Origin of the sequence: Mucilaginibacter sp. SMC90, assembly GCF_022811725.1 — a bacterium.
Lineage (GTDB): Bacteria > Bacteroidota > Bacteroidia > Sphingobacteriales > Sphingobacteriaceae > Mucilaginibacter.
Window position 1 is genome coordinate 2717344 of sequence record NZ_CP094527.1, and the last position, 24742, is coordinate 2742085.

At 41.2% G+C, this 24742-nt stretch carries 20 protein-coding genes; 13 read left to right on the forward strand and 7 right to left on the reverse strand.

What is annotated here, in order from left to right; translation table 11 throughout:
• Positions 1 to 12: 12 nt before the first annotated feature.
• The 6 genes from MTO98_RS11735 to MTO98_RS11760 form a co-directional block, all read right to left on the reverse strand.
• Positions 13 to 1116, reverse strand: coding sequence for an efflux RND transporter periplasmic adaptor subunit (locus MTO98_RS11735; protein WP_243486840.1), 1104 nt, complete (start codon positions 1114 to 1116; stop codon positions 13 to 15).
• Positions 1117 to 1136: 20 nt separating this feature from the next.
• The gene (locus MTO98_RS11740; RefSeq protein ID WP_243486841.1) at positions 1137 to 2411 is read right to left on the reverse strand and encodes a TolC family protein; all 1275 of its coding nucleotides are present in this window, start codon (positions 2409 to 2411) and stop codon (positions 1137 to 1139) included.
• A 168-nt stretch (positions 2412 to 2579) separates the two neighbouring features.
• Entirely contained in the window at positions 2580 to 3365 is a 786-nt protein-coding gene (locus tag MTO98_RS11745) for an amidohydrolase (RefSeq protein ID WP_243486842.1), read from the reverse strand.
• Positions 3366 to 3486: 121 nt separating this feature from the next.
• A complete protein-coding gene (locus tag MTO98_RS11750) occupies positions 3487 to 4632 on the reverse strand; it encodes a methionine aminotransferase (protein ID WP_243486843.1) in 1146 nt (381 codons plus the stop codon).
• A gap of 142 nt (positions 4633 to 4774) precedes the next feature.
• Positions 4775 to 5497, reverse strand: coding sequence for a DUF4184 family protein (locus tag MTO98_RS11755; RefSeq protein WP_243486844.1), 723 nt, complete (start codon positions 5495 to 5497; stop codon positions 4775 to 4777).
• A gap of 17 nt (positions 5498 to 5514) precedes the next feature.
• Positions 5515 to 7665 (reverse strand): FUSC family membrane protein, encoded by a 2151-nt coding sequence (locus tag MTO98_RS11760; RefSeq protein WP_243486845.1) that lies wholly within the window; start codon positions 7663 to 7665, stop codon positions 5515 to 5517.
• A gap of 273 nt (positions 7666 to 7938) precedes the next feature.
• On the opposite strand from MTO98_RS11760, the gene MTO98_RS11765 reads away from it, so the two are divergent.
• The 8 genes from MTO98_RS11765 (at position 7939) to MTO98_RS11800 (ending at position 18836) form a co-directional block, all read left to right on the forward strand.
• Positions 7939 to 10515, forward strand: coding sequence for a phosphoenolpyruvate carboxylase (locus tag MTO98_RS11765; RefSeq protein WP_243486846.1), 2577 nt, complete (start codon positions 7939 to 7941; stop codon positions 10513 to 10515).
• 172 nt (positions 10516 to 10687) lie between these two features.
• Positions 10688 to 12832, forward strand: a complete 2145-nt coding sequence (locus MTO98_RS11770; RefSeq protein WP_243486847.1) for a S9 family peptidase — start codon at positions 10688 to 10690, stop codon at positions 12830 to 12832.
• A gap of 221 nt (positions 12833 to 13053) precedes the next feature.
• Entirely contained in the window at positions 13054 to 14859 is a 1806-nt protein-coding gene (locus MTO98_RS11775; RefSeq protein ID WP_243486848.1) for a M61 family metallopeptidase, read from the forward strand.
• 253 nt (positions 14860 to 15112) lie between these two features.
• Entirely contained in the window at positions 15113 to 15325 is a 213-nt protein-coding gene (locus MTO98_RS11780) for a hypothetical protein (RefSeq protein ID WP_243486849.1), read from the forward strand.
• A 6-nt stretch (positions 15326 to 15331) separates the two neighbouring features.
• Positions 15332 to 15739: a putative toxin-antitoxin system toxin component, PIN family gene (locus MTO98_RS11785; RefSeq protein ID WP_243486850.1), complete on the forward strand. Its 408-nt coding sequence runs from the start codon at positions 15332 to 15334 to the stop codon at positions 15737 to 15739.
• A gap of 129 nt (positions 15740 to 15868) precedes the next feature.
• Positions 15869 to 16147, forward strand: a complete 279-nt coding sequence (rpsO, locus tag MTO98_RS11790) for a 30S ribosomal protein S15 (protein WP_243486851.1) — start codon at positions 15869 to 15871, stop codon at positions 16145 to 16147.
• Positions 16148 to 16274: 127 nt separating this feature from the next.
• A complete protein-coding gene (gene pnp, locus MTO98_RS11795) occupies positions 16275 to 18407 on the forward strand; it encodes a polyribonucleotide nucleotidyltransferase (RefSeq protein ID WP_243486852.1) in 2133 nt (710 codons plus the stop codon).
• 156 nt (positions 18408 to 18563) lie between these two features.
• Entirely contained in the window at positions 18564 to 18836 is a 273-nt protein-coding gene (locus tag MTO98_RS11800; RefSeq protein ID WP_243486853.1) for a hypothetical protein, read from the forward strand.
• 194 nt (positions 18837 to 19030) lie between these two features.
• Here MTO98_RS11800 and MTO98_RS11805 read toward each other — a convergent pair whose 3' ends face one another.
• Positions 19031 to 20197: a putative sensor domain DACNV-containing protein gene (locus MTO98_RS11805; RefSeq protein ID WP_243486854.1), complete on the reverse strand. Its 1167-nt coding sequence runs from the start codon at positions 20195 to 20197 to the stop codon at positions 19031 to 19033.
• A gap of 237 nt (positions 20198 to 20434) precedes the next feature.
• Between MTO98_RS11805 and MTO98_RS11810 the strand changes: the two genes are divergently transcribed.
• The 5 genes from MTO98_RS11810 (at position 20435) to MTO98_RS11830 (ending at position 24740) form a co-directional block, all read left to right on the forward strand.
• Complete coding sequence (locus tag MTO98_RS11810; RefSeq protein ID WP_243486855.1) at positions 20435 to 20605, forward strand: hypothetical protein; 171 nt, start codon at positions 20435 to 20437, stop codon at positions 20603 to 20605.
• Positions 20606 to 20663: 58 nt separating this feature from the next.
• Complete coding sequence (locus MTO98_RS11815; RefSeq protein WP_243486856.1) at positions 20664 to 21824, forward strand: MFS transporter; 1161 nt, start codon at positions 20664 to 20666, stop codon at positions 21822 to 21824.
• Positions 21825 to 21919: 95 nt separating this feature from the next.
• Positions 21920 to 22435: a DinB family protein gene (locus MTO98_RS11820; protein ID WP_243486857.1), complete on the forward strand. Its 516-nt coding sequence runs from the start codon at positions 21920 to 21922 to the stop codon at positions 22433 to 22435.
• Positions 22436 to 22576: 141 nt separating this feature from the next.
• Positions 22577 to 23191, forward strand: coding sequence for a TetR/AcrR family transcriptional regulator (locus MTO98_RS11825; protein ID WP_243486859.1), 615 nt, complete (start codon positions 22577 to 22579; stop codon positions 23189 to 23191).
• A gap of 403 nt (positions 23192 to 23594) precedes the next feature.
• Positions 23595 to 24740, forward strand: coding sequence for an efflux RND transporter periplasmic adaptor subunit (locus MTO98_RS11830; protein WP_243486860.1), 1146 nt, complete (start codon positions 23595 to 23597; stop codon positions 24738 to 24740).
• The last annotated feature ends 2 nt before the right edge of the window (positions 24741 to 24742 follow it).

The following is a 24742-nucleotide window of genomic DNA, read 5'->3' on the forward strand; positions in this document are numbered from 1 at the left end:
ATAACCTGCCTCTTAGTTATTGCCGGCAATGGCATCATAAAAAAGTAACTGGTTTTTCGATATGATCTTATCACCTGCCTGCAGGCCTGATGATATATAGGTGGTGTCCTCAACCGTTTTGATAACGGCTACCTGGCGCACTTTCAAATCGTCTTTACTGTTATAAACTACTACAAAGTTTTTGCTGTTATCGTAAACAACCGCTTTTGCCGGTATGGCTACTGATTGTGCTTTTTCACTATTGGCTATTACCACGCTGGTAAACATCTCCGGCTTAAGTAGCATGCCATCGTTAGGTAGTATTATCTTGATCTTTAATACTTTGTTATCAGGGTCAAGTACCGAGCTAACCGCATCAACTTTACCGGTAAATACCTTATCAGGGTAAGCAATGGTAGTAACTTTAGCTGTATAGCCAACTTTAACACGGCTGATGTCTGATTCAAATACGTTAGCCCAGATCCACACATCTTTCATGTTTGATATGGTGAACATACTGTTTGCATTATCCGGACGGATGAAGCCGCCTGCTGTAATGTTTTTTTCAACTACGAAACCGCTTTCAGGGGCTTTGATCACCAAAGTACCACCCGGGCTGGTGTTGCCACCACCGTTAATGGCAATTTGATCTTTTACTTTGCTGTAAGCTGCTTCGGCTTTGTTATAGTTCTCTTTAGCCTCGGTATAATCGCGCTCGCTTGATATACCGTTTTTGTACAGGTATTCGGCCTGTTCAAGCTGACGTTTGTAAATGGCAAGATCTGATTTTGATGAACTCAAATCAGTATAGTTCCCGGCAACATCGGCGCTGCGTACAATGGCCAGGGTTTGCCCTTTGCTTACTTTATCGCCCAGCGAAACTTTCACGTCCAGCACCTGCCCGCTTGAAAAAGGGAATACTTTAACAACAGTATTGTCATCGTATGATACCTCGCCCGAAAGGGTAAGCTCGTTTTTTATAGTGGCGATCTTGGCTGTATCGATAGTGATAATTTTTGCCATTGAATCACTTACGGTTACCTGTTTGTTTTCGACAGCAGGAGGGGTTTTGCCTTTGCAGGCAGCAAGTAGTAGCAAAGCTGAGATGCCGGAAAACAGCGTTTCTCTTTTCATCATAGTAAGTCTTAAAAAGTTAGTCAGGATTTTATTACGGTTGTGCCAACAGCAAAATTGAGGTCGGCAATAGCTTTTTGCAGGTTGAATTGCTGCTGCAATATTTTCAGTTTGGTATCCTTATAGGTATCAAAAAAATCAACAAATTCTACAAGGCTTATCTGGCGTTGCTGGAAACTCTTAAGCATTGCGCTAAACAGTTTGTCATACTGTTCATTAAAGGCTATTTGCTGAGTTGAAAACAATTGGATGTTTAATTTATACTGATTAACAGCTGCAACTACATCGTTTTTAAGCTGAAACTCACTTTGTTTTAAAGTGCTTTCCTGGCTTTTGATATTATATTGTGCCGATTTGATATTGCCCTGGTTACGGTTAAACAACGGTATAGGAAAACCAACTTGCAAACCGTAATAATGCGGGGCATAGCTGCTGTTTTGATCGTATGATAAACCTACGGTAACATCGGGCACAGCAAGCGCTTTTTGATAAGCAAGGTTGTGCGTAGCTGAACTTAACTGGTACTGGTTTGATAAATAATCGGGCCTGTTGGTCATGGCCTGATTAATAAGGGATTGAACATCCAAATCAACTGTTTCTGTTGGTTTGTCGTTAATGACAGGCTGTACAAACGTAGTCTCTTTGGTTTGCAGCAACGTTTTAAGCTCCGTTTGCAGATCATTGATCTGGCGGTTATTTTCAACCATATCATTCTGCAAGCCAAATAGCAATGCTTTTAAACGGATAAGGTCTTTAGCCGAAGTGTTTCCTACATCATAGGATTTTTGAATGGCGTTAACCAGATCGGTTGCCGATTTGATCTCGTTTTGGTAAACCAGTTGCTGCGCGTTAAGCGAACCTAACTGACTGAAATCAAGCTGCAGATTGTAACGAAGGTTACGCATCAGATCATTAAAAGCAGCTTCCTGAACCTTGGCATCATCTTCGGCTACTTTTACTTGTTTGCCGCGTTTACCGGCAGTAGCAAACACCTGGTTTAGCTGAACAAATACTTGTCCGCCGCCATTTGAGTGATTGAAAAATTTATTTGTGCTGCCGTCATGAATATTCTGATCGGTGCTTAAAACGGGGTTATCCCATAGTTTAGCTTGTTGAATGAGCGCCTTTGAGGCATCAACGTTATACTTTTGGGCAAGCAGGCTAAGGTTATTTTCAATGAACTGCTTTTCAGCATCAGGAAAAGTGATCTTTAACGTATCTGTTTGTGCTTCGGCCTTTTGTGTTAGTAAGCTAAAAAATAAGGGTGATATAAATAGCAGGGATTTTATATTTCGCATTGTCCTTCATCAAATTCAACAATACAAAAATTCAAAACGGTTATGAATTTTGTATGAAGTGAAGGAAAACTAATGGTAGAGGGGGGGGACCTTGATTCGTAGGATTTAAGGATTTCTTGATAGTTAGCTGAATCAAGTTATCCTTAAATCCTACGAATCAAGGTTCCTTCAGATATTGATCTCAAAACCATCTGCATCTTTCAAAAACGGCAGGGCAGTACGTACCTTCTCAATCTCATCGCCTACAATGCTAAAAGTGTAAAGGTCTTCTTCATCGCGCTTATAGTAAATCACTTTGCCGTTAGGATCAATACAGGTAGAATCGCCGCTATGGTAAACCTCGTTACCATCATGGCCCACCCGGTTAACCGCAATAACGTACGATTGGTTTTCGACAGCGCGTGCAGGTATAAGGGTACGCCAATGTGCAGCACGGCGCTCGGGCCAGTTAGCTACAACAATAAGCAAATCGTAAGCGTTTTCTTCAATGTTGCGTAACCATACCGGAAAACGCAGGTCATAGCAAATCACCGGGCAAATTTTCCAGCCATTAAGCTCAACAAACAGTTTTTTTGTACCGGCGGTATAGGTATTATGCTCCTGGCCAAGCGCAAAAAGATGACGCTTGTCATAGTGCTCGTGGGTGCCATCCGGGCGCATCCATACCAGACGATTGTAGTATTTGCCGCTTTCTTTAATAATGATACTTCCGGTTATAACACAATCATATTGCCTGGCGGTTTTCTCCATCCATTGCATGGTTTTGCCATTCATGGGCTCGGCCAGCTCCGCTGCATTCATGGTAAAGCCGGTGCTGAACATTTCGGGCAATATAATGAGGTCTGTTTTTTCGCGGATCCCACCCGATAGCCTTAGCGTAATATTTTGAAGATTTTTATCGGTGTTTTCCCAAAAAAGGTAACCCTGAAAAACAGTAATTTTTAGATTTTCCATAGTTAGTTCATAATTGATGGATCATGGTTCATCGCTAAATTGCACGAATAGTTTTCAGACCCATAAAAGTAAAACCTATTAAATGGTTATGGTACGTTATTGATGAACCATGAACCAAAAATTAAACTCGAATTAACCTATCAACGGCTTTATCCAAAGTTTCTTGTCTTTTGGCGAAACAAAACCTTAACACATGGTGATCAATTCCCTTACTATAAAAGGCGGAAACAGGTATAGTAGCTACCCCGAATTCCTTAGCTATGCGGATGGAAAAGTCAACATCTTTTTCATCGCTTATGTGCTGGTAAGTTACTGATTGAAAGTACGAACCGCTGCAAGGTAAAAGCTTAAAACGTGTTTGTTCAAGCCCTTTGCGGAAATGGTCGCGTTTCTCCCTGAAAAATTCGGCTAAACCCAGGTAAGTTTCTTCATTTTTTAAATGCTCGGCAATGGCATATTGAATAGGTGTATTCACTGCAAATACCAAAAACTGGTGAATTTTTCTGAATTCGTTCATCAGATAAGCAGGGGCCATGCAATATCCAACCTTCCAGCCTGTGGCGTGAAAAGGCTTGCCGAACGAAGCTACTATGAAACTGCGTTGCTGCAATTCAGGGTAGCGGGCCATGCTGTGGTGCGTTTCGCCATCGTAAATAAGGTGTTCGTAAACCTCATCACTTAAAATAAGTATATCCTGGTTTTTTACCAGCGCGCTTAGTTGTTCAATATCTTCCTTATGCAAAATCGTTGCCGTTGGGTTATGCGGCGAGTTAAGGATGATCATTTTTGTTTTTTGATTGATAAGCCGCTTTACCATGTCCCAGGCAATACGATAATTGGGTGGCTCAAGGGCAAGCGATTTTACAACGCCGCCCATCAATTTAATGGCAGGAGCGTAGCAATCAAAAGCGGGTTCAAAAATGATCACTTCATCATTAGGATGTATCACAGCACTTATAGCCGTAAATATGGCCTGTGTGCCGCCTGCGGTAATAGTGATCTCTGTTTCCGGGTTATAAACGGCACCGTAAAGTTTTTCTGTTTTTTCGGCAATACGTTCTCTTAAAGCCATTACACCAGCCATGGGCGCATATTGATTATGCCCTTCTTGCATGGCCTTATTTACAAGTTCGATCAGCTCTGGCGAACAATTATAGTCGGGAAAACCCTGCGACAGATTTATTGCACCCAGCTCGTTGGCCAGGGCCGACATGACGGTGAATATGGTAGTTCCGGTTTGGGGTAATTTTGAAACAACGGGTATCATCAATGGCTAAAGTAGGGAAAAATCATCATGAACCTATCCACATAAGTGGGTATTTTTTGTATTTAGAAATATTTTAATTTATAGGTTTAAACATATTTGGAATATTTTACAGCGAAATTTTGACTGAAAAACGATTTACTTCTCAATTTGAAACAGCGGTTTTAAAAAATAAAGAAGCGATCATGATCGCCGACAAAAATGCCGAAATTACAGATACCACCACATTGGCAACAAGCCGGTAGTCGGGAATTATCCAAAACCTCAACGCAATTATAATTGTTGCCGAACTACCTGCCTGGATCCAGTATTTTGAAGTTGGCAGGTTTGTGTGATGAATTGCAGGCATCTTCAGGAAGTAATAAATTATATATAAAGTACTGATCAGTGTAAATGAATGTTGCAGGATTTTATACAGCGGAATATCGGCGATAATAGTTTGGTTAAACACGCCGGGTAGCAGATTGACAAAATACCCCGCCGGGTGAGTAAAAGCGTCTAAAAATAAATGGGATACTGCACCAATAAAAACCGAATACAAAACCACAAGCCAATGCTTTTTGAAATAGTTATTCCAATTAAAGGTTTTGTAAGTTAACAGGCGCTCACTTAAAACAGGCGGTAAATTATCGAACAGCTCGTTACGAACTATATTGTGGAATAAAAATGCCAGCAATATTCCCAAAGGAATATCAAACCAAAACAATCCGCAAATAGTGTGGCTGTAAATGCTGTAGATACGCATCCTGATAAAGTATTCAAAATCCGGAACAAGGGCACCGGTGATTAATCCGGTTAAGGAAAACCTGCGGGTTTTAAGGTTATCAAGTGGTAAAACTATAGCCGGATGCGCAAAGGTAAAAGGCATGGGGTGTTGTTTAATAGCTAAACCAGGATACTATCTGTGATCCTGGCAATATCATAGCTGATTTTGTTGATAAAGCCCAATTGCTCCTTTAATAATACATCCTCTGCCAGTGCTACCGACTTTGGGGTTTCGGCACCGACAGGCGGAATTTTACCTATATTAAACTCAATATTTTGAGCATGCAGTTTTTGACCAGTATCATTTAGCACGGTTATGCTTTTCTTGATCAGCTTCATGGCTTCGGGGTGGGCAACGGGGATCTCCTTTTTGCTTTGTGCCGATGCAATGGTTGCTATGTACGATGAAAGAATGTGGTTAAGCACCACAAATTTATGCACCTCCTTTATTTTGCGCTGTTTGCTTTTAGGCTCTGATGTCATGCGCTCAAACATGGCCGAAAGGTTAGCTGATTTTACGTAAACTTCTTTGCGCGCCAGCTTATAGGTAGTAATGCTGATCATCTTACCCGAGATGCTTTCTGCAATGGTAACCAGGTAGTTGATATTTGCAGTAACCACGTCTCTAAGGGTTTCCTGGATCTGTTCAAACTCCCATGTTGGGAAAATTAAATAGCTGGCTACCAAAGCAATGGTTGAGCCTATGATAGTGTCAATGATCCTTTCCTGTGCCACATTGAGCAAACCTACCCCTAAAAACTTAAACAGTATAAGTACGTAAGGTGTGGTGAAAATAACGCTTACTACATAATTAAGGCGTTGAAAGCTGTAAGCGCCCATCATAAATATGATCAGGAAAATAAATTGCACAGTTATGTTAGGTATAAAAGTAAGTATGGCTATACCTATAACACCGCCGCCAATAGTGCCTATCAAACGTTGATAGTTACGTTGTTTGGAAAGGCTGAATCCTGGTTTTAATATTACAATGATAGTGAGCAGCACCCAATAGCTATGGTGGCCCAGGGATACCAGTTTAGCTGTAACAAAGCCTATTAAACATACCAGGGCTACCCGTAGGGCATGCTTAAACGCACCCGAGGCCAGAGTGAAGTTATCAAAGAAAATATGAGGTGCAAAATCCTGGTGGCTAACAAATGCAGTATACTCCACATCGCCTTTAGGTTCGTTTAATGATTCGGCTGCTTTTGAGCTGTAGTATTTATAAATGTTGTTGATGCCTTCGCCAAGCGTACGCAGGTTTATCAGGATTTTTTTAAGTACCAGGTTGCTTGTTTCCTGGTTGTTTTTGCCAATTGAATCAATCTTTATTTTAAGTTTTTCCAGCTCAATATTAAAATCTGTAAGATGACGGCGACGGGTGTTTGATAATACGATATAGGCTACGTCATCGAGCTCATCGGCCATGTTGTGGATAATGCGGGCCACCTCAGTAAGTACACCGGTATCTTTAAATTTTTCACGAATATAGGCGTAGTCGTAATGTGTGGCCATGATCTGCTCATAGATATCAACCAGGTCAACAAAGGTGAGTATTAATATGCGGCTCGGAGCCGTTGATTCACGTGCCATAATACGGCTTTTGAAAAGCAGTTCACGTACTGCATCCTGGTGCTGGCTCACCTGTATTTGTTTGGAAACCAGTTTGCGATAATTTTCATCGATATCAGTATCCGATAAATAAAAATCGGCTTTGATGCGTAAAAAGCGAGCTATATCGGTTACGTTTTCGCCAAGTGCCTGTTGTGCGGCGCGGTAAGGACGAATGCCAAAAAAAAGAAGACTAAAGATCATATACCAGATACCGCCTGCCAAAATTGTAGCGCTGTAACCCAATACCTCGGGTGCGGCCAAAGCTTTATCCATCATGAATATCATGATCAGTAATGAACAGGTACCCACTGATGCCGCCCTGTTGCCATACACAGTGAACATGGAAAACAAAAAAGCAAAGAAGGTGATCTCAATGCCCAGGGTAACTACGTTGAGCCGTGCGAAACCGGTAATAACAGCTACTAAAAACAGGCACAGATTACCCGCAGCCATAGCATTACGTTTATGCGATACAGGGCCGGGGGTATCAATAACGCAAATGCACAATGCACCCAGTGAAAGCGTAAGGCCAAGATCAAATTTATCAAACTGCATCAACAGTAAAGAAGGCAGTAAAATGCCTGTGCATATCCGGATCCCATCAGAAAAATATTGGCTGTAAAAGAAACTTTTTATCTCCCTGATGTTTATAGACATGGTAGTAGCAGCTTTATAAATAACAGAACTATTATAAGCAATTTTGTTTGTTCGGGCTGTTTTTATTAAATATAATTTATTGCCCTCAAATTGCGTTTTGGATTTTCATTTTTTTAATTATTGTTTGTTTTTTTGAAAAAATGGTATTAATTAAAGATTTGTGTTAATAAATATTTACTTTTTGATGAATTTAAATTAAAGATCAGTAAATTCACCCCCCGGAAAAGGCCAAAAGCTAAACCAATCAATTTTACCTCAATTTAAATTTTTACTATGTCGCCAACGTTAAAACTCAGCCAAAGAGAAGCAGCCTTCAATAATGAGGTTGTTACCCGATTTGAGTTATATAACAGTTTGTTTCAAACACTTCCGTTTTACCAGGTAAAGGATACCGGTATTTTACTACCGTTCTTTAGTTCTCATTGTGAAAAAGGCGCTATCACCCATGATTCGCCGACAGCTATTATTGAGTCGTTTTTTGAAAAATACGTACCCGGTATTGAACATCGCGAGCAGATTAACCGAATGTTCAGGTTTATACAATATATAGAACGGCAGGTGGTTTTGTTCGATGCTATTGAAGACTCGTCGTTTAATAAAATAGGAAAGTTTGATGACAGCGGTACCCTGCAAAGTTTACTGCAACATGCTGCCATAAGCGATGAGAGCCGTCAGGACATCAGCGAAAAGCTTAAAGATTTTTCGTTACGCCTGGTACTTACCGCTCACCCTACGCAATTTTATCCGGGCACGGTGCTTGGCATCATGACCGATTTGATTGAGGCCGTAAAAACCAACGATATTAATAGTATCGATGTATTGCTGCAGCAATTGGGTAAAACCCCTTTCTTTAATAAAACATCGCCAACACCGGTTGATGAGGCTGTTAGTCTTTCCTGGTTTTTGGAAAATATATTTTACCATGCCGTATCAGATATTCAGGCCAAGCTTGAAGAAGAATTTGATATTGACGCAGCAAGCCGTCAGATACTGGAACTTGGTTTTTGGCCGGGCGGAGATCGTGACGGTAACCCTAACGTAACCACCCAAACCACCAAAGAAGTAGCCAGCTTTTTAAGGCAACGTTTGTTCAGGTGTTATTATCGCGATTTCAGGACACTTAAACGCCGTATTACCTTCCGCGGGGTTGAGCAGGCTATGGCCCAATTGGAAAACCTGTTTTATAAAAATGCCAATGAACAGTTGGCACCGGTTGACTTACAGGGTGAAATATTGGAATTATTGCTGTCCATTAAAGATGTGATCCTTAAAGATCACGATGGCTTGTTTGTTGATATCGTTGAGGATATGATCCAGAAAGTACGCCTTTTTGGATGCTATTTTGCAACGCTGGATATCAGGCAGGACAGCCGTATTTTACGTAAAGTATTTGAATACGGTACCCAAAACATTGGTACAGGGGTGCCCGATGGTTATGCTGACTTAAGTGAGGATGAAAAAATAAACAGCATCGTTTTTAAAGAGGCCGACTTTGTTTGCCCTGAAGCGGAAAAAGATGCTATGATCCATGATACACTGGATACCATCAGGCTGGTTAAGCAGATTCAGGAAGGTAATGGCGAAAGGGCATGTCAGCGCTTTATCATCAGTAATTGCCAGCGGGCATCAGATATCCTGCAGCTTATCGACCTGTTTTTATGGAGCGGATGGAAAAAAGATAACCTGAGCATCGATTTCATGCCTTTGTTTGAAACCGTAAACGACCTGGAACATGCGGCGGGTATCATGGAGCAACTATATACACATCCGTTTTATGCCGAACATCTTAAAAACAGGGGCAGCCAGCAAACCATCATGCTCGGTTTTTCGGATAGTACAAAAGACGGTGGTTACCTGATGGCTAACTGGTCGATATATAAAGCTAAGGTCGAGCTTACTGCTATGGCCCGCAAATATGGTATTCAACTGGCGTTTTTTGACGGCAGGGGAGGCCCACCCGCTCGTGGTGGTGGTAAAACACACCGTTTCTACGCATCAATGGGTAAAGAGATTGCCAATGAGCATATCCAGTTAACTATCCAGGGACAAACGGTGAGTTCACAATATGGTTCGGTTGAAACTGCAAGATTTAACATGGAGCAGCTGATCAATGCCGGTGTTATTTCGGCACTGCACCCTAACCGTAACGATCTGTTGGATAACCGCCATAAAGAACTCATTCAGCAAATGGCCGATGTGAGTTACAAGCTGTTTATCGATCTGCGTGCACATCCTTTATTTGTTGAATACCTGGAGAAATTCAGTCCGCTTAAATTACTTTCCAGGATTAATATCAGCAGCCGCCCAACCAAACGTAATGCAGGTGCGCAATTGAAACTGGAAGATTTAAGAGCTATCAGTTTCGTGACCTCATGGAGCCAGCTAAAGCAAAACATCCCTGGTTTTTATGGTGTTGGCACAGCGCTTAAACAGGTTAAGGAAACCGGCGGCTGGGATGAGGTTAAAGAGCTTTACCAAACTTCGGGTTTCTTTAAAACCATGCTTGATAACTGTATGATGTCGATGTCGAAATCAGATTTCAGGGTTACAGCTTATCTTGAGGAGGATGAAAAATTTGGTGCTTTCTGGAAAGTGCTGCGTGACGAGTTTACGCTTACCCGCGAAATGCTGATAGAACTAACAGGCAGTACAGTACTCATGGAGGAATACCCTGTTGAGCGTCGTTCTATCGCTATCCGCGAAAAAATTGTGTTGCCATTGGTTATCATTCAGCACTACGCCCTGCAGTGTATAAACTACGAAAAGGATACCGAGCTTAATGATATTTATAATAAGCTGGTGATCCGTACAGTTTATGGTATTGTAAATGCCGGGCGCAATTTGGCTTAGTAGTTTATTGTTTTAATTTATATCCCCATCCACCTGTTAGCAATAGCAGGTGGATTTTTTTTGCCCGTATCGTGCGCTTATGTTAAAAACGGTAACCGCTTAAAATGCTGACTGTTATTGGCTTTTTATGTTTATAAACTTAACTTTATACAAGTCCCTCAAACCATCACCTATGAAAAAAGTAATTATCCCGGTAAGTATTTTGATCTTTGCCGCTTCGTGCAAACAAAAAACAGAAACTACTATGTATAAATGGCCTGATGTAAAACCTCCCATTGCCGAAGTTAAGCCGCATATCCGCACCATCCACAATGATACGGTTACTGATAACTATTACTGGATGATAGACTATTTTAAGAAAGGGCCTGACAGTACCAAAGCCGTGGACTACCTGAAAGCCGAAAACGCCTATCAGGATACCATGATGAGCGGTACCAGGAGTTTTCAAAAGGTGTTATTTGATGAGATGAAGGCCAGGATAAAGGAGAAGGACGAATCGGTACCGGTATTTAAAAATGGTTATTACTATTATTCGCGTACGGACGAAGGAGAAGAGTATTTTAAATATTGCCGCAAAAAAGGAAGTCTTGAGGCCAAAGAGGAAGTGTTGCTTGATGTGGATAAAATGGCCAAGGGACATAGCTATTATTCGGTTAGCGGGTTTAATATTAGTCCGGATAACAAGTTGCTTGCTTATGGAGTTGATATGGTATCGCGCAGGCAGTACGCTATTCATATTAAGAACCTGGAAACGGGGGAGATCTATACCGATGCAATAATTAATACAACCGGCGGATCTGTTTGGGCCAAGGATAACAAAACACTATTCTATACAGCCAAGAACCCGGAAACGCTGCTTACAGAAAAAGTTAAGCGTCATGCGCTGGGATCGAAAGAGGCTGACGTTGTTGTATACGAGGAGAAAGATAAATCAAACTACATAGGTGTAGATAAATCTAAATCAGGTGAGTATATTTTTATCCAATCGCAGGCTACCTTATCATCCGAATTAAGGTATTTGGATGCCAATAAACCTAATGACGCGTTTAAAGTTTTTCAGCCGCGCATCAAAGATGTATTATACAGCGTAACCGCGCTGGCCGATAAATTTTTGATAGTGACTAACCAGGATGCCATTAATTTTAAGTTGATGGAATGCCCGCTTAATAAAACGGAAAGCAGCAACTGGAAGGAAGTATTACCGCATCGTAAGGATGTATTGCTTGAAGGTGTTGAAGAATTTAAGGATTATATTGTGATCACCGAGCGCAAAAGCGGACTGAGCCAGTTCAGGGTGCGTAACCTTGCATCAGGACAGGAACATTACGTTGACTTTAAGGAAGCTGCTTATGCTATTTACGTTGGTGCCAATCCCGATTATAACAGCAAGGTATTAAGGTATGGTTATACATCGCTTACCACGCCATCATCTACTTTTGATTATAACATGGATACCAAAACATCCAAACTGATGAAGCAACAGGAGGTATTGGGTGGTTACAAAACCGATGACTATGTAACCGAACGTCTTTATGCAACTGCTACCGACGGTACTAAAGTGCCGATATCGCTGGTTTACAAAAAAGGCTTTGAAAAGAATGGTAAGGCACCTTTGCTGCTGTATGGTTATGGATCGTACGGGTATACCAATGATGTGTATTTTTCAAGTGCCAGGCTGAGTTTGCTTGACAGGGGATTTGTTTTTGCAATGGCCGGAATCCGCGGAGGGCAGGAGATGGGCCGTCAATGGTACCTGGATGGTAAACTGATGAAAAAGAAAAACACGTTTACCGATTTTATTGACTGTGGTAAATACCTTGTTGATCAAAAATATACCAGTAAAGAACACCTGTATGCCGAAGGTGGGAGTGCGGGTGGTTTACTGATGGGTGCTGTAGCCAACATGGCTCCCGATTTGTGGCATGGCATTATTGCCGAAGTTCCCTTTGTTGACGTGGTGAACACTATGCTTGACGAAAGTATTCCGTTAACCACCAATGAGTTTGACGAATGGGGAAATCCTAAAAATGAGGATGCTTACAAATACATGAAGAGCTATTCGCCTTATGAAAACGTAGAGAAGAAAGCTTATCCGAATATGTTGGTTATAACCGGTTTGCACGATAGCCAGGTGCAATACTTTGAACCTGCAAAATGGGTAGCCAAGCTAAGGGCTGATAAAACAGGTAGCAACGTATTAATGCTTCATACCAATATGGATTATGGCCACGGTGGTGCATCGGGCAGGTTTGATTATTTAAAGGAAGAGGCATTGAATTACGCGTTTTTATTTGCTTTAGAGGGAATAGATAAGTGAGTAGTTGGTAGGTAACAGAACTTTAACAGGTTAATTAGGCACGCAAAGGCGCTAAGACGCAAAGTTTTTCTTAGCGCCTTCGCGTCTTTGCGTGATCATATTGGTAGCTGTTTGTAAATTTTATCTCCTTAAAATAGATAGCTTTATCTTTATAGCTAATTTAAGGTGAGTAGTCGAATAAATAATTGCGGTTTATTATATTCGGCAAAACCACTGCGATAATGAGATTACTATCTAAGTTAACCCTGTCATTTTGCCTGTTTTTGAGCACCGGCGCTTGGGCTCAGCAGCTTGTTAATATGCAATATTCGGTATCGATGGAAAAGGCGGCCGAACATTTGTATCATGTTGAGCTCACCAATAAAACCCACCTCCAAACGCTTAGTTTTAAAATGTGCGTTTGGACGCCCGGGTATTATCAGCTGATCAATTTTGCAGGTGCCGTACAGAATTTTACTGTTGCCGATGCAAAAGGCAACCCGCTTAAATTTGATAAGCCTACTAAAGATACATGGAAGGTTACTAACCCTGCAGCCGGTGATGTGAAGATCACTTACGATGTTAAAGCCGTTGTGCCCTTTGTAGGCAACGTTTATTTGGATGAAACAAGAGCTTACATTACGCCCGGCGGCTTGTTCATGTACCTCGAGCAGGAATTGCGCCACCCGGTTACCATCAAAATGAAGCCATACAGCAAGTGGAAAGATTTGGTAGCAACGGGACTGGATACCTTGAAAGGACAATACCATATTTATAAAGCGGCCAATTTTGATGTGCTTTATGACAGCCCGTTTTTAATGGGCGAGCTGGAAGTATTGCCGCCATTTAACGTGCAAAACAAACCGCACAACTTTATCGGTTATAAGCTACCCGCTTTCGACAGGCAGGCGTTTATGGATGATCTGAAAAAGATCGTAGTTACCGGCAGTAATATCATAGGCGAAATCCCTTATACGCATTACACCTTTTTATCAATAGGTGAAGGTGGCGGCGGTATCGAGCATTTAAATTCAACATCATTAAGTTTTAGCGGTGGCGAGGGATTTAATACGCCCGAGGCCCGTAAAAGACTTTACAATTTTATAGCGCACGAATATTTTCACCATTATAATGTTAAACGCATCAGACCGGTTGAACTTGGTCCGTTTGATTACTCAAAAGAGAACCATACCAATATGCTGTGGGTATCGGAAGGGTTCACCGTTTATTATGAGTACATGATCACTAGGCATGCCGATTTAATGAACAACGAAGATATGTTTGGTGATTTTCAGAACAACCTGCGTAACTACGAAAATCAGCCGGGGCATTTATATCAATCGGCAACGCAGGCCAGTTATGATACCTGGGATGACGGGCCTAACGGCAGGCAGGGCGATGATTTTAATAAAACAATCTCTTATTATGATAAAGGACCGATTTTGGGTCTGATGCTCGATTTTAACATTCGTCACGCTACCCAAAACAAAAAAACGCTTGATGATGTAATGCGCCTGCTTTATTACAAATATTATAAAAAACTGAACCGTGGGTTTACCGAGCAGGAGTTTAGAAACGAATGCGAAAAAATGGCCGGTGTACCTTTAACAGAGGTCTTTGAATATGCGTCGACTGTTAAACCGCCCGATTATCCTAAATATTTTGCTTATGGTGGTTTAGCTGTTGATACGGCAACTAAAGTAGTTTCAGAATCATGGGCCGGACTTAACGTGCGGCAGCAGGGCGATACCCTCCGGATCAATACCGTTGCTTATAAATCACCAGCCTGGGACAAAGGTATCAGAGGCCGTACGGTTATCCTTACGGTTGATGGCTCCCCTGCAACAAAGGATGTACTTTTTAAAGCTTTTGAAACCAAGAATACCGGAGACAGCTTAACACTGGGTTTGTTAAAGAATGGAGAAAAGAAAGATGTAACCATTGTTTTGGGCAGGCTGAGAGAAAAGACATTTAAAATAACGCCCTTGCCAAACCCTGATAAACTGCAGGCTGCCATTTTTAAAAGCTGGACGGAGGGTGACCGCTGATTTTATTTTTTAGGATTTCACCGATTGAAGAATGATTTCATTGATTTTATAAATTAGTAATTGATTGGGTAGGATTAAGTGAGTAGTTGGCTCAAAAACTTTAATTATGATCTAAGTTGACCAAAGGTAGCGGATACCGTCCTGTTACTAAGGTTGGTAGGCATTTGGGCGTACAGCACGGGCTGTGGTTAACACCATCATTTCAATAGGTAATAGTAATATTAATTGTTTATTTTTGTATAAATACGGCATTATGAGCGCGGTTGAAAAATTAACCAATGTGCAATTGGAATTGTTAAAGCTATTTCCATATAATCTACCGGAGAAACAACTGGTAGAGATAAAAGACATTCTCGCGAAATATTTTGCACAATCAGCTACAAAGGAAATGGATAGATTGTGGGAAGAAAATAATTGGGATGCAGAAACTATGGAGAATTGGACAAAAGAACATTTAAGAAAATAATATTAAATGATCGTTGTTTTAGATACTAATGTCCTGTTGGTATCGATTCCTGAAAAATCTAAATATAGGCCAATTCTTGATAAATTAATTGATTCAAAATTTGAATTGATATTAAGTAATGAAATTCTGTCTGAATATGTAGAGATCATCGAGCAGAAAGCTAATAGCGTTGTTGCCAGTAATATAGCCGAAATGCTATTGAATTTACATAATGTGCGAAAGATAGATGTTTATTTTGAATGGAAACTAATTGAACAGGACTTGGATGGCAATAAGTTTGTTGATGCGGCAATAGCCGGGAGTGCTGACTTTATAGTTACCAATGATACTCACTTTCATAGATTAAAATTGATTGACTTTCCTAAGGTCAATGTGATAAGTATTGATGAATTTCTTAATCAAGTGACAGTTTAACCACTCACATAAATAACCCAATCAACCATTCACCCAAAATTCACCCACCCCGCTTGCTTTTGCATAATTAATCACTATCTTTGCACCCACAATTAATAAAATAGTTAACGCTTTAATATTATTCAAGTAATGTATTTAGGTAAAGAAGCAAAGGCAGAGATCTTTGCAAAACACGGTAAATCAGCTACAGACACAGGTTCTGCAGAAGGACAGGTAGCTTTATTCACCACTCGCATCGCGCATTTAACTGGTCACCTGAAAAAAAACAAACATGATTTTTCAACCCAGTTATCACTGCAAAAATTAGTAGGTAAACGTCGCGCTTTACTTGCGTACTTATTCAAAAAAGACATTGAAAGATATCGTGCTATCATCAAGGCTTTACAGCTAAGGGATATCATTAAGTAATTCTCTCCTTTTTTATTTAAAAGCCATCCCCATTTTAGGATGGCTTTTTTACTTTTGAAACATATATTTACAAACATAAAATCCGATACGCTCCCGAAGATGAAAAGTGTATCACAAACAAAAAAAGATGAGTTTAAACGTAATTAAAAAAGTTATTGATCTGGGCGACGGACGCACCATTGAGATCGAGACAGGTAAACTGGCCAAGCAAGCAGATGGCTCGGTAGTAGTAAAAATGGGTGATACCATGTTGCTGGCTACTGTTGTATCATCGCCTGAAGCTAAAGAAGGTGTTGACTTCTTGCCGTTATCTGTTGACTACCAGGAAAAATACGCTGCAACAGGCCGTATCCCGGGTGGTTTTTTACGCCGCGAGGCCCGTTTATCAGACTATGAGGTATTGATCTCTCGTTTGGTTGACCGTGCTTTGCGTCCATTATTCCCTGAAGATTATCACGCAGATACACAAGTGATGATCTCTTTAATATCTGCCGATAAAGATATCATGCCTGATGCATTAGCCGGTTTGGCAGCATCTGCAGCTTTATCTGTGTCTAACATCCCTTTTAACGGTCCTATCTCTGAAGTACGTGTTGCTAAAATTGATGGTCAGTTAGTAATTAACCCTACTTTAAGCCAGCTGGCAAACGCTACTTTAGAATTTATTGTAGCAGGCAGCGAGCATGATATTAACATGGTTGAAGGCGAATCAAAAGAAATTCAGGAAGCTGAATTGGTTGAAGCTATCAAATTTGCCCATGCTGCTATCAAAGTTCAGTGTTTAGCTCAAAAAGAACTGACCATTGAAGTTGGTAAAACAGAAAAACGTGTTTACAGCCACGAGCACAGCAATGAGGACTTGAAAAAAGCCATCTACGCTGCTACTTATGACCAGGTTTACGCCATTGCTTCTGCTGCATCAGCAAAAGAAGAGCGTGGTGCTAAATTTAAAGAAGTACGCGACGCATACATCGAAACTTTAGGTGAGATCGACGATATCACTAAAGGTCTTGCTAAAAAATATTACCACGATGTGGAGTATGATGCTATCCGTAACCTTGTATTAGACGAAGGCAAACGTTTAGACGGTCGTACTACTACTCAGATCCGCCCGATATGGAGCGAAGTTGGTTATTTGCCATCTGCTCACGGTTCGGCGGTATTTACCCGTGGCGAAACTCAATCATTAACTACTGTTACCTTAGGTGCTAAGGATGATGAGCAAATGATTGACGGTGCGTTCATTAACGGATACCAAAAATTCCTGTTGCACTACAATTTCCCTGGTTTCTCAACCGGCGAGGTTAGGCCTAACAGGGGTGCTGGTCGCCGCGAAATTGGTCACGGTAACCTGGCTATGCGTTCATTGAAACAAGTATTGCCTTCTGAAGATGAAAACCCATACACTATCCGTGTAGTTTCTGATATTTTGGAATCAAATGGTTCATCATCAATGGCTACAGTTTGTGCCGGTACACTGGCACTTATGGATGCGGGTGTTAAAATCAAAGAGCCAGTATCAGGTATTGCAATGGGCTTGATCACCAATGAAATGGGTACCAAATATGCTATCCTTTCTGATATCCTTGGTGACGAAGATCACTTAGGCGATATGGACTTTAAAGTTACCGGTACTAAAAACGGTATCGTTGCTGTACAAATGGACTTGAAGATCAATGGCCTTTCGTACGAAGTTTTAACCAACGCGTTAAACCAGGCTAAAGATGGTCGTTTACATATCCTTGGCGAAATGGCCAAAACCATTACCGAGGCACGTGCCGATTACAAACCACACGCTCCGCGTATTGTTACCATTAAAATTGATAAAGAATTTATTGGTGCAGTTATCGGGCCCGGTGGTAAAATCATCCAGGAAATGCAGCGTGAAACTGGCGCAACCATTTCTATCGAAGAAAAAGACAACCAGGGTATTGTTCAGGTATTTGCCGATAATAAAGCCTCAATTGATGCTGCTTTAGGACGCATTCGCGCTATCGCTTCAAAACCTGAAGTGGGTGAAATTTACGAAGGTAAAGTAAAATCAATTATGCCTTTTGGTGCATTTGTTGAGATCATGCCTGGTAAAGATGGTTTACTGCACATATCTGAAATTGATCACCGCCGTATCGAAACTATGGATGGTATCTTCCAGATTGGTGATGAGGTTAGGGTAAAACTGCTTGACGTAGATAAGCAAGGTAAGCTTAAGCTGTCGCGCAAGGTTTTATTACCAAAACCGGAGCCAAAACCGAATAATTAAGTAATTTTTTATAGTAACAAAACCCTCTTTATGAGGGTTTTGTTATTTTGTTTGAATTTTTTTTAATTTTTTTAAAACAAAAAGCGGATGTTTAAACTTATTAACTGTTAATACATAGTTGGTAAAACCATAATTCCGATCCTGTTTGATAAAAAAATGACCCCTGCTACTAACGATCCTTTAGATTTCCTGAATAAAAATTCGGCTGGAATGCAGGCGGGTACTCAGACTGATTTGGTTCAGCAGCTACTGTATGAAATAATCAGGGTAAAAGAAATTATTATTTATTACGACTCCATCCCAAACGGAGGCGGTCAGTTGGGCTCATCTATCCTTAACGAACTGGTTTCAGAGGCCTATCAGTCGCTGGTTAATTATGATACCGTGCTGATGAGAAAATATTACGATTTGTTGCTGAATTGCGATTAGTCTGAACCAGGATTTGGGGGGATTAATGGATTGCGCAGATAAAAGTCATGTCATTGCAAGGCACGAAGCAATCAGTACGGAAGCATGGCCGCGCTGTATAGTTTGCGATTACCGCGCTACGCTTACAATGACATAGTTACCAGTTTCGCAGCCTGAGTCTTCCTAACCTCCAATCACCAACCTCTAATCTCTGCTCACAGCAACAATATATCAATCTGATGTGCATGCACCATGCCTACAACCGGCGACCATGCAAATACCGTAAACCGGCCATCCTGCGAAGCTACCAGCGCCAAAGCATCCTTCTGGTCATAAACAAACTGAGCTGCCGCCAAATGCCTTGTACCGCCGTTTTGAGCAGGGTGGATCACCCGGGTTGAGCAGCCTACTATTGGTTCGGTCACTACGATCTCCTCGATAGGTGAGCTTTTTTCTGAGCGGCCTATTTTGGCACCGAAAGCCAGTAGCTCATGCTTATCATTTATTAGTGTAGCGCCATCTATCGACGTTAACCCGCCTATGGTATCAACCGCACGGCGCATTTTTTCCTGCCATGAGGTGTGGTACCGGTCAATGCCTTCGTGAATCATCAGATCGGTAAGTCCTGAAAACGGAGGATCGACAGGGTAGGAGATAGGGGTGATGATGGAATCGCGCCACTCTTCACTTCCGGAGGGGACAACCAACAATATGCCGCCGCGTTTGTGGGCTTGCATAGAGGTAGCCAGTTGAACTAATACGTTTACCGGATCATTCCATAGGGATGGCAAAGTAAAATCAAGCATGGCCGAAAGCACATTAGGACAATCAGAAATGCTGGAGCCGTGTTCATCAACTACTTTAATCTCGTCGCCTTTTAATATGGCTATGTTTACAAATTTGCCAAAACCCTCTATACGGCGATGCTTGATCACTAATAACCCGGGTTCAATTACCTCCAGCACAAAACAATAAGCCGGGATAGCCAGGGTGGTCCCCCAGATATATAGCTCATCATCTTCTATCCAGATACCTAAATGGATGCCCGGCTGTTGTACTGCCGAAGCAAATTTGGTTAGGATATTAGGCGCGAGTTTAATTTTACCACCAAACAACAACGGCTGACCGGCGGCTTCGGGCGGTAAAAATGCCAGGGTGAATTTTGGTGAAAATCCCTCTTCCCGGCGTAAACTGGCCCAAAATGAAATATCGATAAGTGATTCGATAGTGGTACAGCTGGGCGTAGGGGCAAGGTCTATCTCATTGTTATCGGCAAGAGCCTTGGCGTGAAAATGCCTGAAATGCCTTTCGATGATGGTTGCCACTTTGCCGGCTGCTTTATATGTAGGTCCTGAACTCAAAGTTTTGGTGGTGTCTTTCATTTAAATACTTATCTCAAAAGTAAAGCTAAATAAACAGGCTTACAAACAAACGCCTCAATATTGCAATTGGCGGATAATTGGTTTAAATAGCTAATATTTAAACTTGTTTAAATATTACATTGTCAGCTGTTTATCATACTTACACGCAATTATCTGCCAAACGTCAGGTGTTAATGTATGTCAATTTTTTTTTGAAATGATTGTAGCACTTTTGCGGCCGGAAACGATAATGTAATTATGAAACTGCTATCACACATTATATCACTCACACTGCCTGATACTACTCCGCTGCAGGTGTCGGCGGTTTTAAACTTAGGTTTAACTTATGTACAAAGGGGCTTTAACAAGGTTTTCCATAAGGAGCAAAAGACCGAAAACCCTTGCGGACAATTGCAGCCTTGTATGTAAGCCGCATTAAATTAACGTAACAGCGTCTATGCATGCAATTTATCCATAAATTTGCGGCATGGATCAGTTATCGGCTGCGGGCAAATCAAAAATGAGGATTGCCAACAGTGTATTCTTCTTCATTTCGGGCTTTGGTTATTCATCATGGGCCTCACGTATTCCATCCATAAAACATCAGCTTAATTTAAATGAAGCTCAGTTAGGGCTCGTATTGTTCGCTATGCCTGTTGGTTTGATGCTTACCATGCCTTTAACGGCCAAAATGATCAAGCATTTCAGCAGCCGTATAATGATGCTGATAGGGGCGCTGGCTTTTAGTATAATACTTTGTCTGCCGGGCTTTATGGCCTATATGTGGCAGCTGATGGTTGTTCTGTTCTTTATAGGTTCTACACGTAATATATTAGGCTTATCCATGAATTCGCAGGCAGTGGGGATCCAGGCTTTATATGATAAGTCTATCATGGTAACTTTTCATGGCATCTGGAGCCTGGCCGGTTTTGGCGGAGCGGCGGTAGGCTATCTGATGGTATTGTTTAACATAGCTCCATCATATCACTTGTTATTTGTGGGAATTGCGATGCTGATCCTATCTGCAATGTTTTATCCTTCGACATATGATTACCGGCCTCCGGAGACACCTAATAAATCGGTATTTTCAATGCCTGATAAGCACCTGCTTAAATTTTCATTGATCTGCTTTGCTTCCATGGCTTGCGAAAACACTTTGTATGACTGGAGCGGTGTTTACTTTGAAAAAGTTGTACACGCTACCAAATCATTTGCAGAAGCCGGTTTTGTAGTTTATATGGTAACCATGACCATTGGCCGTTTTGCAGGCGATAGGGTAGTATCGGCTATCGGAGTAAAAAGGGTTTTAACATACAGCAGCGGGCTGGTATTGGCAGGTTTACTGGTTTCGGTGTTTTTGCCATATACGTTAACCGTTTATTTAGGTTATGCCATGATCGGCCTCGGCGTATCATGTATAGTACCGCTGATATTTAGTATGGCCGGTAAGTCAAAAACGATGAATAGCAGCCAGGCGCTGGCAGCCATATCAACAGTTGGTTATCTTGGCTTTGTGATAATACCTCCAATTGTTGGTTTTATCGCCCAGATAGCCAACCTTCAGATAGCTTTCTTTGTTGTTGCCGCCTTTGCTGCTATGATGATATGGATGGTTCGTAAAATTGAAGATGAGCCCGTGGTATCATAGTTTTGTCAAATAAGTAAGACAGTATATAGGTGGATTCTGTTTTGGCTTATAATTGTAATATCAAATCAGCCGGTTTGGTATTACATCTGCAAAAAATGAGCACAAACATTACCGATATCAACGTACAGCCGTCAACAGAGTTATTTATTAAGATGGTAGTTTCTAACTGGGAACTGCAAAACAGCCGTTTGAATGGTTTGCTTGATAAACTTACCGACGAAGCACTTGCAACTGAAACCGCCCCGGGCCGTAACAGTGGTATTTACCTGCTCGGTCACCTTACCGCTGTAAGCGACGGAATGTTTACCTACTTAGGTTTAGGTGAAAGGCTGTATCCTCAGCTTGATCAGATTTTTGTTAAAAGTCCTGAAAATTCAGGTTTAGAGAAACCTTCGTTGGCCAAGCTTAAGCAATATTGGGCTAAAGTGAACGAGGTATTAACAGAAAAAATGAATGCTATGCGGCCCGAAGATTGGTTTAAGCCGCATAGTGCGATTGCGGCAGATGATTTTGAGAAGGAACCACATCGCAACAGACTGAATATTCTGATTAATCGTACTATACACCAGGGCTACCACATAGGACAATTGGTTTACCTGGTAAAGAAATAAGCTTTCAGCGACCGGATTTGGCTCAAAAGGTTTAATCCATGACAATAGGATGAAACCTTTTTGACAAAGGGATGGTAAATAATCCTTAAAACCGTCATACTTTTGCTTAACACTGTTAAATGATTTAATGGTGTAATTAAAATGGCAAGTAAAGAACGTATACAGCGCTTAAAAGAAGAAACCAGGGTCAATATCCTGGATGCTGCGCTCCACATAGTTAAGCATGAAGGCTGGCAGGCCTTAAGCATGCGTAAAATTGCTGACGTAATTGAATATACCGCCCCTATTATATATGAATACTTTGCAAACAAGGATGCCATATTAATGGAACTTACCCGCAAAGGTTACTTGATATTAGCAAAGGATATGGAGATAGCAAAAAAGAACTATCACCTTCCCGAAGAGCAATTGGAAGCCATGTGGCTTGCATACTGGAACTTTGCTTTTGACAATAAGGAACTTTACCAGGTGATGTTTGGCGTACAGATGAACTGTTGCTGCGAGGTGGTAAGATCAATGCCTGAAGCTCAACGTTTCACTACTATGGTTAGCGAAGCGATTATGCAGGTTATGCATATAAAGGATATCAATGACGAAATGATATGTACAAAATACTACACTTTCTGGTCGGTTGTACACGGATTGGTATCCATCAACTTACTAAGCAGAGGATTCTCTGACGAAGTTAACCGCCAGGTTTTGAAAGATACCATAGGCGGTATCATCAGGTCGATGAAAGACGCTGTTCTTTTGTGATCCAAAAACAACACTGTTAAATTATCTTACAGTGTTAAGTAACTGTTAAGCACTTTAAAATAAACTCTTAATACAATGGAAAAGCTCACTCACAACCCACACAATCTATTTAACAGTGTTAAACGATTTAACGGTGTTGTAACATCTAATTTACACAACTGCTTTTATTAGCGCACACCTTCTTGATATATCGTAATGAGAAATCGCGAGTATCACGATATAAAGCACTTGGAATAAAAATACATATTATAAAATATTGATATTAAGCCTGTTGTGAAACTGGCACCTCAATTGAAAAATGATCGGCAACAATAAAACAATGAAAACAATCAAATCATCATATATCACAAGCCCAACGGCTTATTCTAATCCTATCCATTCACCACTCTTAAAATCATCACTCATGAAAACACTCCTTTTAGCAGCAGTTGCGGCTTTAACATTATATGGATGTTCATCTGCACCGCAGGCTCCAACAGCACCACCGCCGCCGGCTTTACCGGTTGCTACAATTGCATCAGGTACCGAAACTACTTTCCAGGAATATCCTGCTTCAATTGAAGGTACTGTTAACGTAGAGATCAGGCCGCAGGTGAGCGGCACTTTAGATAAAGTATTTGTTGACGAAGGTGCATTTGTATCTGCCGGACAGCCAATATTTAAAATTAACGAACAACCATACCGCGCAGCTTTAAATAATGCATTGGCGAGCTTACATGCCGCCGAAGCAGCACAGGTAAACGCGCAACTGGAAGTTGAAAAATTAACCCCGCTTGTAGCAAATAAAGTAGTATCTGATTACCAGTTGAAAACAGCTAAAGCGGCAGCTGATGTTGCTAAAGCCAATATCGAATCGGCTAAAGCCAATGTAGCTACTGCGCAGATCAATTTAGGTTATACCTTAATTAAAGCTCCTGTAAGCGGTTATATCGGTCGCTTGGAAAAGAAACAAGGTAGCCTTGTAGCACCTGCGGATGTTGCAGCACTTACTCAATTATCTGATGTTCACGACGTACACGTTTACTTTTCATTGGGCGAAAAAGATTTCGTAGCCTTTAAAGAACAATATCCTGGTGCTAACCTGAAAGATAAATTAAAAAATGTACCATCAGTATCATTATTACTTGCTGATAATACAGAATACGCTAAACAAGGTAAAATTGATATCATCGACGGTCAGTTTGATAAAAACACCGGTGCTATTACACTAAGAGCAAATTTCTCAAATCCTGACGGTCTTTTACGTTCAGGCAATACCGGTAAGATCCGTTTAAGCCTGAGCCATAAAGATGCTTTGATCGTACCTGAAGCCTCAACTATTGAAATGCAGGATAAAGTATTTGTATTTATCGTTGGCGATAGCAGCAAAGTTAAAAAACAACCTATTGACATCGTTGGTAAATCAGGCGATCACTACCTGGTTAAAGACAAAGAGGCTATTAAAGCAGGCGACCAGATTGTGTTAGAGGGCATAGATAAACTACAGGAAGGTATGGTTATCCAGCCTCAAAAGGCTTCAGATAAAGTAGCCGCTGTAGTTAAGAAATAATA